Raw genomic sequence first — 8,245 nt, forward strand, 5'->3', positions numbered from 1 at the left:
CCGGTGCCGTCCGCCGGCCCGGCGACGCTGCCCGCGCCCGGCGTCCTCGGCCCCCCGACGGTGCTGGCGGGGCCGCCGCAGAGCGCCGCCGCCACCGCGGCGCGCCGCCCGGTGGACGGGATCGCCCTGCTGGGCCGGGCCTGCCACACCTACCCGGGCCTGCGCGCGGTGGTGCTGGCCGCCGAGGAGGACCCGCGCCGGGCGGTGCGCGCGCTCTACGCGGGCGCGGCGGGCTGGGTGGCCAAGGAGAGCTCGCTGACCCGGCTGCTGACCGTGCTGCGCGGGGTGCTGCGCGGCGAGACGCACCTGCCGCCGGCGCTGCTCACCGGCGTGGTGCGGGAGCTGACCACGGCCCGCCGGGACCGCACCGAGAGCGAGCGGCTGGTCGAGTCGCTCACCCCGCGGGAGAAGCAGGTGCTGCGCTGCATGGTGGCGGGGCTGGGGCGGCAGGCGGTGGCCGAGCGGCTCTACCTCTCCCCGCACACCGTCCGCACCCACATGCAGAACGTGCTGGGCAAGCTGGGCGTGCACTCCACCCTTGCGGCCGTCGCGCTGGCCCGCCGGGCCGGGGTCGGCCCGGCCGAGCCGGCCGGCGCACCCACGGTGTGAGCCGCCACTGATGCGGTGAGCCGCCGACGGTGCGCGTACCACCGACGGTGCGTACCACCGACGGGTAGGCCGAGCGGGTGGGCGGTGACCCGCCTGCAGGAGCGGTTTTCGGCCAGAGTGCCGCGGTGGGCGCGGTTCAGCCCGGGATGTTGTCGAACGGTGCGACCAACTGCCGCAGCAGCGCCGCCAGCTCGCCCTGCTGATCGCCGCTGAGCTCGGCCAGCAGCTCCCGCTCGTGCGCGAGCAGCCCGGCCAGCGCCTGGTCGGCCTTCTCCTGCCCGGACTCGGTGAGCCGCACCAGCACCCCGCGCCGGTCGTCCGGGTCGGGCAGCCGCTGCACCAGGTCCTTGCCGGCCAGGCGGTCGATCCGGTTGGTCATGGTCCCCGAGGTCACCAGGGTCTGGGTGAGCAGCTGGCCGGGGGAGAGCTGGTAGGGGCGGCCGGCCCGGCGAAGCGCCGTCAGCACGTCGAACTCCCAGGGCTCCAGGCCGTGCTCGGCGAAGGCGGCGCGGCGGGCCCGGTCCAGGTGGCGGGCGAGCCGGCTGACCCGGCTGAGCACCTGGAGCGGCTGCACGTCGAGGTCGGGGCGCTCGCGGCGCCATGCTGCGACCAGCCGGTCGACCTCGTCCTCCATGTGGATCAGTGTATCGGGGGTTCTGTCGATATGAAGCCTCTTGACATCGAGAAAACCCCGGGCGGACAGGCCCCGTTCTCGTGGCTCTGCACGAGGCGGCGCGGTCCGCTCAGTTCTGCCGCTCGCCGACCAGCTTGGGGTGCCGCTCCATCCCCTCCAGGCCGTGCCAGGCCAGGTTGACCAGGTGCGCGGCCACCTCGGCCTTCTGTGGCTTGCGCACCTCCAGCCACCACTGCCCGGTCAGCGCCACCATGCCGACCAGCATCTGGGAGTACATCGGCGCCAGCCGTGCGTCGAAGCCGCGGGCCTTGAACTCCAGGCCCAGGATGTCCTCGACCTGGGTGGCGATGTCGCTGATCAGCGAGGCGAAGCTGCCGGTCGACTGGGCCACCGGCGAGTCCCGGACCAGGATCTTGAAGCCGTCGGTGGAGGTGTCGATGTAGTCCATCAGCGCGAAGGCGGCCTGCTCCAGCAGCTCCCGGGAGTGCCCGCCGGTCAGCGCGCCGGTGACCATGTCGAGCAGCAGCTGCATCTCGCGGTCCACCACCACCGCGTAGAGCCCCTCCTTGCCGCCGAAGTGCTCGTAGACCACCGGCTTGGAGACGCCCGCCCGCTCGGCGATCTCCTCCACCGAGGTCCCGTCGTAGCCGCGCTCGGCGAAGACGGCGCGGCCGATCTCCAGCAGCTGTTCGCGCCGCTGCTTGCCGGTCATCCGGACCCGCCCGGCCCGGCCGCCGCCCGTGCGGGCGGCCGGCCGATGACCGTCCGTGCTCTCCGTGCTCTCCGCGCTGACCCCGTTGCTCCCGTTCACCCCTCCATCATGCGGTAGGCGACGGGTCATGCCGCGCGCCGGGCGTCGATGCGCCCCGCGGTGGGCCAGCGGACGTCCCGGGCCCAGCCGAACTGCTCGAACCAGCGGATCAGCCGCGCCGAGGAGTCCACCTGGCCGCGCAGCACGCCGTGCCGGGCCGAGGTCGGGTCGGCGTGGTGCAGGTTGTGCCAGGACTCGCCGCAGGAGAGCACCGCGAGCCACCAGACGTTGCCGGAGCGGTCCCGCGACTTGAAGGGGCGCTCGCCGATCGCGTGGCAGATCGAGTTGATCGACCAGGTCACGTGGTGCAGCAACGCCACCCGGACCAGCGAGCCCCAGAAGAAGGCGGTCAGCGCACCCTGCCAGGACCAGCTGAGCAGCCCGCCGAAGAGCGGCGGCAGCAGCATCGAGATGGTGGTCCAGAGCCAGAAGAGCCGCGAGACGGTGCGGATGTCGCGGTCCTTCACCAGGTCGGGCGCGTAGATGTGCTGCGGGGTCTGCTCGGAGTCGAAGAGCCAGCCCATGTGCGCCCACCACAGGCCCTTGAGCAGCGCCGGCACGGTCTCGCCGTAGCGCCAGGGCGAGTGCGGGTCGCCCTCCTGGTCGGAGAACTTGTGGTGCTTGCGGTGGTCGGCCACCCAGCGCACCACCGGGCCCTCGACGGCCAGGCTGCCGGCCACCGCCATGGCGATCTTGAGGACCCGGCCGGTCTTGAAGGAACGGTGGGTGAAGAAGCGGTGGAAGCCGACGGTGACGCCGTGGCAGCTGACGAAGTACATGACCGTCGCGATCGCGAGGTCGCGCCAGCCGAGGCCCCAGCCCCAGGCCACCGGCGCCGCGGCCAGCAGGGCGAGGAAGGGGACGGCGATGAAGAGGCCGAGGGCGATCCGCTCGGCCAGGCCCTGCTTCTCACCGCCCATCGTCGCGGAGATCTGGGAGGCGGGCCGTTCGGCGGAGCTCGCCGGCGGCTGGTCGGCCTGGATGGTCATGGGCTGTGTCCCCTTGGGAGAAAAAGGAGCGGTGCCTACGTGTGCGTAACCTACGGCATCGTAAGTTCCTCGGCCCGCCAAGGGAAGCACGTGCCGACGGCCCGCGCTGCGGGTCGTCACCCTGGGGATCGGAGGCGATACCCAGGTGGGGGAGGACTCCGGTATGGTCTGAGCAGCCATCCGCCGTGGGGTAATCGGCAGCCCGCAGGCCTTTGAAGCCTTGCAGTGTTGGTTCGAATCCAACCGGCGGAGCACTCCACGCGGCCGGGGCCCGACGCCCCGGCCGCGTGCGAAGGTGTGCGAATCGGTTCATCTCGCGCGGTTATTCTCTGGACTGGTCATTCCCGGGCCCGATCGATGCCCCGCCACGCGGTGTTCGATGCGGTTCAGCAGGCCCGCCCCGTCCTCCGGTCCCCCCAAGGAGCCTCCGCGTGAGCGCCAATCCCCTCGCCGCCGTCATCGTGCTCGCCGCCGGTGAGGGCACCCGGATGAAGTCCAGGGCGCTGCCCAAGGTGCTCCACCCGATCTGTGGCCGCACTCTGCTGGGCCACGTGGTGAGCGCCGCCGAGGAGTTGACGCCGCAGCAGCTGGTGGTGGTGATCGGGCACCGCAGGGAGCTGGTGGCCGAGCACCTGGGCACCGAGCACCCCGCGGTCCGCCCGGTGGTGCAGGACGAGCAGCGCGGCACCGGCCACGCCGCCCGGGTGGCGCTGGAGGCGCTGGCCGCCGAGGGGGCGGTGCCGGACGGCACCGTGATCGTCACCTACGGCGACACCCCGCTGCTGTCGGCCGCCACCCTGCGCGCGCTGGCCGAGCGGCACGCCGCCGACGGCAACGGCGTCACGGTGCTGACCGCCCAGGTGCCGGACCCGACCGGCTACGGCCGGATCCTGCGCGAGGCCGACGGCGCGGTGGCCGGCATCGTCGAGCACAAGGACGCCACCGCCGAGCAGCACGCGATCGCGGAGATCAACTCCGGGGTCTACGCCTTCGACGGCAAGCTGCTGGCCGGAGCGCTGGCCGAGCTGCGCACCGACAACGCGCAGGGCGAGGAGTACCTGACCGACACCCTGCGGATCCTGGGCGACGCCGGGCACCGGGTGGGCGCGCTGGTGGCCGACGACCACCGCGAGATCCTCGGCATCAACGACCGGGTCCAGCTGGCCGAGGCCCGCCGGCTGCTCAACGACCGCCTGCTGGACGCCGCGATGCGGGCCGGGGTGACCGTGGTCGACCCGGCCAGCACCTGGCTGGACGTGCAGGTCAGCTACGAGCAGGACGCGGTGGTGCTGCCCGGCACCCAGCTGCTCGGCGCCACCCACCTGGGCGAGGGCTGCCAGGTCGGCCCGCACTCCACGCTGACCGACGCGGTGGTCGGGGCCGGCGCCACGGTGAGCAACGCGGTGGTCGAGCGGGCCGAGATCGGCGCGGGCGCCTCGGTGGGCCCGTTCGCCTACCTGCGCGGCGGGGTGGCGCTCGGCGCCAAGGGCAAGATCGGCACCTTCGTCGAGGTGAAGAAGTCGAGCATCGGCGCCGGCGCCAAGGTGCCGCACCTGTCCTACATGGGCGACGCCACCATCGGCGAGGGCGCCAACGTGGGCGCCGCCTGCGTGACCGCCAACTGGGACGGGGTGAACAAGAACCCCACCGTGATCGGCGCGCACGCCCGGATCGGCACCGACAACATGCTGGTCGCCCCGGTCACCATCGGTGATGGCGCGTACACCGGTGCGGGCTCGGTGATCACCAAGGACGTGCCCCCGGGCGCGCTCGGCGTGAACCGCGCGCAGCAGCGCAACATCGAGGGCTGGGTGGCGCGCAAGCGCCCCGGCACTGCTTCCGCCGCTGCTGCCGAGGCCGCGCTCGCCGCGTCCGAGGGCGAGGCGGAGGAGGTCTGACCCGCCCCTCGGGCCGTCTTACGTGGTGAGCCGCACAGGTCCCGGCCAGGGCGCTTCGCGAGCGGGCGCGTAACCTGGTGTACATACGTGCGCCGCGGGGCTGTAGCCCCCCTTGCGGCGTACCCAATTCCTCGTCGACCACCGGTCCGGGCGGCTGCCGCCGCCGGGGTGCGGCGCGGCGGGACCATGCGGCAGCAACGCGAGGAGACGGTGCAGTGAGCGGGATCACGACGTCGGGTGAGAAGAAGCTGAAGCTCTTCTCCGGCCGTGCCCACCCTGAACTGGCGAAGGAGGTGGCCGCGGCGCTGGGCACCGAGCTCGTCCCGACCAAGGCCTTCGAATTCGCCAATGGCGAGATCTACGTCCGCTTCCTGGATTCCGCCCGGGGGGCGGACTGCTTCGTGATGCAGAGCCACACGGCTCCCATCAACCAGTGGATCATGGAGCAGTTGATCATGATCGACGCTCTGAAGCGGGCCTCCGCCAAGAGCATCACCGCGATCCTGCCGTTCTACGGCTACGCCCGCCAGGACAAGAAGCACCTGGGCCGCGAGCCCATCTCGGCCCGCCTGGTCGCGGACCTGCTGCGCCAGGCCGGTGCCGACCGCCTGATGGCGGTGGACCTGCACACCGCGCAGATCCAGGGCTTCTTCGACGGTCCGGTGGACCACCTGTTCGCGCTGCCGATGCTCTGCGACTACATCGGCGAGAAGGTGGACCGCAGCAAGCTGACCGTGGTCTCGCCGGACGCCGGCCGGGTGAAGGTCGCCGACCAGTGGTGCGACCGCCTGGACGCCCCGCTGGCGATCATCCACAAGCGCCGCGACACCAGCCAGGCCAACACCATCCTGTCCGCCGAGGTGGTCGGTGACGTCAAGGGCCGGGTCTGCGTCCTGGTCGACGACATGATCGACACCGCCGGCACCATCTGCGCCGCCGCCGACGCGCTCTTCGACAACGGCGCCGCCGACGTCATCGTGGCCGCCACCCACGGCGTGCTCTCCGGCCCGGCCGCGGACCGGCTGAAGAACTCCCGGGTCAGCGAGTTCGTCTTCACCAACACCCTGCCCACCCCGGCCGAGCTCCAGCTGGACAAGGTCACCACCCTCTCCATCGCCCCGTCGATCGCCGCCGCGATCCGCGAGGTCTTCGAGGAGGGCTCGGTCACCTCGCTCTTCGAGGGCGTGCACTGATCCGGTAGCACCCCGGGCATCGAACGGCCCCGTCGCCCTGCGCGGCGGGGCCGTTCGCGCACCCGACCGCCGGTCCGTTCGCGCACCCGACCGCCGGTCCGTTCGCGCACCCGACCCCCGGCCGACCGCCGGTCCGGCCGGGCGCGGGTTCGCCCGGCCGTCACCGGCCGGCCCGATTTCCGTGTCGTGCCGGGGGTCGGTTAGACTCCTGGGACTGCTCGGCGAGGGATGCCGTGCGCCCCGAGGGCGCCGGTCCGTGATCGACGCGCTGGATTGATTCCGCCGAGCTGCCCCGTGTCTCTGAGGGTGTGGTCTCGGCGGTTTTCGCTTGTCGCACCCCTTCTCGCCCAGGAGTGCAGCATGTCCGAGATCCGCATCGCCGCCGAGCCCCGCAACGAGTTCGGCAAGGGTGCCGCCCGTCGCGCCCGCCGCGCCGGCCTCGTTCCCGGTGTCGTCTACGGCCACGGCCACGCCCCGGTCCACCTGAACCTGCCCGGCCACGACCTGATGATGGCCCTCAAGACCCCGAACGCCCTGCTGGTCGTCCCGATCGACGGCAAGGACGAGTTCGTGCTGCCGAAGGCCGTCCAGCGCGAGGCCATCAAGCGCTCCATCGAGCACGTCGACCTGCTGCTGGTCAAGCGTGGCGAGAAGGTCACCGTCGAGATCCCGGTGCACACCGAGGGCGAGCTGGCCCCCGGCGGCAACCTGGTCGAGCACGTGCTGAACGCGCTGCCGATCGAGGCCGAGGCCACCCACCTGCCCGAGTCGGTCACCGTCTCGATCGAGGGCCTGGAGGCCGGCGCCTCCATCACCGCCGGTGACATCGCGCTGCCCAAGGGCGTCGCGCTGGCCGTCGAGGCCGACGCCGTCGTGCTGCAGATCATCGGCGCCCAGACCGCTCCGGTCGAGGAGGAGGCCGAGGAGGCCGCCGCCGAGGAGACCACCGAGGCCTGAGCCTCGCGGTAAGTCGTACCCGGCCGCTGCCCCGGTTCCCGCGTGGGAGCCGGGGCAGCGGTGCGTTCGGCCCCACGCGTTCGGCCGCCACGCGTTCGGACGGCGGCCCGGGCCGCGCGATGATGTGCTCGACGAGGAGGAGCGGGAGATGAGCGAGACCGGCAACGGCTACACCGGCCCCTGGCTGGTGGTCGGCCTGGGCAATCCCGGGGAGGGCTACGCCCGCAACCGGCACAACATCGGCTTCATGGTGGTCGACCTGCTGGCCGAGCGGATCGGCGCCAGGTTCAAGGCGCACAAGAGCCGGGCCCAGGTGGCCGAGGGCCGGCTGGTCGGGCAGCGGGTGGTGCTGGCCAAGCCGATGACCTTCATGAACCTCTCCGGCGGCCCGGTCACCGCGCTGCGCGACTTCTACAAGGCGCCGGCCTCGGCGCTGGTGGCGGTCCACGACGAACTGGACATCGACTACGCGACGCTGCGGCTCAAGCTCGGCGGCGGCGACAACGGGCACAACGGGCTCAAGTCGATCACCAAGTCGCTCGGCCCGGAGTACTACCGGGTGCGCTGCGGGATCGGCCGGCCGCCGGGGCGGATGCAGGTGGCCGACTTCGTGCTCAAGGACTTCTCCGCCACCGAGCGCAAGGAGCTGGACTGGTTCGTGGACCGTTCCGCGGACGCCGTCGAGGCGCTGCTGACGGAGGGTCTGGAGCGGGCCCAGGGCACCTACAACACCTGATCCGAGGCGCTTCCTGGGTGCTGCCTGGGGATTTGCTGAGCGATCGTCAATCCACCGCCGGGACAGCGCCGCAGGCCCCGCGTGACGACCAGGGCAACAGTCGTACAACTCTTCCCCGCAGGCCCCGATCCGGGTCCGGAACGCCCGTTCGGATCCGATACGGTTCACCCGGACTCGGGAAGATGGGGGCGCTGGTGGGCGCGGGCTTGGGCACGGCACGGGTGGCCGGTACGTGGATTCTGTCGGCTGCGGCGCTGCTGGGCGGCGCCGCCACGGCGGTCGCCGCCGATCCGGGCGGGTCACCGGCCCCTTCGGTGAGCGCGGCCGCCCCCAGCGGCACGCCGAGCGGGGCGCCCTCGCCGGCCGCCTCCGGTACGCTCGCCGCCAGCCCGGCGGCCAGCCCGCGCCCGACCGGCAC

The 8,245-nt window shown here is 72.6% G+C and carries 8 protein-coding genes, 1 tRNA gene and 1 pseudogene; 7 read left to right on the forward strand and 3 right to left on the reverse strand.

The window, feature by feature from the left end; all coding sequences use genetic code 11:
• A partial coding sequence (locus ACQRUO_RS37250) for a LuxR C-terminal-related transcriptional regulator (RefSeq protein WP_428320613.1) occupies positions 1-609 on the forward strand: 609 nt, incomplete at its 5' end.
• Between the two features lie 136 nt (positions 610-745).
• Here the strand turns inward: ACQRUO_RS37250 and ACQRUO_RS37255 are convergent.
• From ACQRUO_RS37255 to ACQRUO_RS37265, 3 genes are all read right to left on the reverse strand, one after another.
• Positions 746-1,243, reverse strand: a complete 498-nt coding sequence (locus ACQRUO_RS37255; RefSeq protein WP_428320614.1) for a MarR family winged helix-turn-helix transcriptional regulator — start codon at positions 1,241-1,243, stop codon at positions 746-748.
• A gap of 109 nt (positions 1,244-1,352) precedes the next feature.
• Positions 1,353-2,054 (reverse strand): TetR family transcriptional regulator, encoded by a 702-nt coding sequence (locus ACQRUO_RS37260; protein WP_428320615.1) that lies wholly within the window; start codon positions 2,052-2,054, stop codon positions 1,353-1,355.
• Between the two features lie 26 nt (positions 2,055-2,080).
• Positions 2,081-3,043, reverse strand: coding sequence for an acyl-CoA desaturase (locus tag ACQRUO_RS37265; RefSeq protein ID WP_428320616.1), 963 nt, complete (start codon positions 3,041-3,043; stop codon positions 2,081-2,083).
• A 179-nt stretch (positions 3,044-3,222) separates the two neighbouring features.
• Here ACQRUO_RS37265 and ACQRUO_RS37270 point away from each other — a divergent pair.
• The 6 genes and pseudogenes from ACQRUO_RS37270 to ACQRUO_RS37295 all read left to right on the forward strand — a co-directional run.
• Positions 3,223-3,295 (forward strand) — tRNA-Gln (locus tag ACQRUO_RS37270).
• A 179-nt stretch (positions 3,296-3,474) separates the two neighbouring features.
• Positions 3,475-4,941, forward strand: a complete 1,467-nt coding sequence (glmU, locus tag ACQRUO_RS37275) for a bifunctional UDP-N-acetylglucosamine diphosphorylase/glucosamine-1-phosphate N-acetyltransferase GlmU (RefSeq protein ID WP_428320617.1) — start codon at positions 3,475-3,477, stop codon at positions 4,939-4,941.
• A 215-nt stretch (positions 4,942-5,156) separates the two neighbouring features.
• The gene (locus tag ACQRUO_RS37280; RefSeq protein WP_428320618.1) at positions 5,157-6,134 is read left to right on the forward strand and encodes a ribose-phosphate diphosphokinase; all 978 of its coding nucleotides are present in this window, start codon (positions 5,157-5,159) and stop codon (positions 6,132-6,134) included.
• Between the two features lie 360 nt (positions 6,135-6,494).
• On the forward strand, positions 6,495-7,091 hold the full coding sequence (locus tag ACQRUO_RS37285) for a 50S ribosomal protein L25/general stress protein Ctc (RefSeq protein WP_428320619.1): 597 nt from the start codon (positions 6,495-6,497) through the stop codon (positions 7,089-7,091).
• A gap of 148 nt (positions 7,092-7,239) precedes the next feature.
• Positions 7,240-7,827: an aminoacyl-tRNA hydrolase gene (gene pth, locus ACQRUO_RS37290; protein WP_428320620.1), complete on the forward strand. Its 588-nt coding sequence runs from the start codon at positions 7,240-7,242 to the stop codon at positions 7,825-7,827.
• Positions 7,828-8,021: 194 nt separating this feature from the next.
• Positions 8,022-8,245, forward strand: a pseudogene (locus ACQRUO_RS37295) (hypothetical protein); the annotation flags it as partial.

Origin of the sequence: Kitasatospora sp. LaBMicrA B282, assembly GCF_050325825.1 — a bacterium.
Classification (GTDB): domain Bacteria; phylum Actinomycetota; class Actinomycetes; order Streptomycetales; family Streptomycetaceae; genus Kitasatospora.

Coding starts and splice junctions, on each gene's coding strand:
- ACQRUO_RS37255 (WP_428320614.1), bottom strand. CDS start 1,243: ATGGAGGACGAGGTCGACCGGCTGGTCGCAGCATGGCGCCGCGAGCGC.
- ACQRUO_RS37285 (WP_428320619.1), top strand. CDS start 6,495: ATGTCCGAGATCCGCATCGCCGCCGAGCCCCGCAACGAGTTCGGCAAG.
- pth (WP_428320620.1), top strand. CDS start 7,240: ATGAGCGAGACCGGCAACGGCTACACCGGCCCCTGGCTGGTGGTCGGC.
- ACQRUO_RS37265 (WP_428320616.1), bottom strand. CDS start 3,043: ATGACCATCCAGGCCGACCAGCCGCCGGCGAGCTCCGCCGAACGGCCC.